General features: G+C 72.5%; 1 pseudogene. It reads right to left on the reverse strand.

Going from position 1 to position 411, the window contains the following annotated elements:
* Nucleotides 1-195 precede the first annotated feature (195 nt).
* Nucleotides 196-411, reverse strand: a pseudogene (locus tag IG02_RS0135560) (hypothetical protein); the annotation flags it as partial.

Consider the following 411-nt stretch of genomic DNA (forward strand, 5'->3'; position numbering starts at 1 on the left):
CGTTCAGCTTCCCGACCCGCGGCGAGAACGCCGTCGGCCTCACGGGCGTCACGTTCTCCCCGGACGGGAAGACCGTCCGCGTCGAGTACCTGGACCAGGAGGGCCTGGGCACCTTCACCCGCGCCCGCTGAGCACGGGTCGGCAGGGCCGCTCGGCCGAGCACGGGTCGGCAGGGCACGGTCGGCTGTGCGCCGGTCAGACGATGGCGTTGTAGATCTGCCAGCTCCAGCCGATCTTGATGCGGGTGGCGGCCGGGGTGTCCTTGTACAGCCAGAGGTTCCCGGCCGTGTCGCGGGCGATGCCGTCGCGGCCGCTCCAGCCGTCGATGTCGCCCGTGCCCCGGACCGCGTTGTACGTGTTCCAGCCGCCGCCGACGCGGACGCGCGGCTTGTACGGGGCGCGGTCCATGTC

Origin of the sequence: Streptomyces sp. NRRL F-5135, from assembly GCF_000719775.1 — a bacterium.
GTDB classification, from domain to species: Bacteria; Actinomycetota; Actinomycetes; order Streptomycetales; family Streptomycetaceae; genus Streptomyces; species Streptomyces hebeiensis.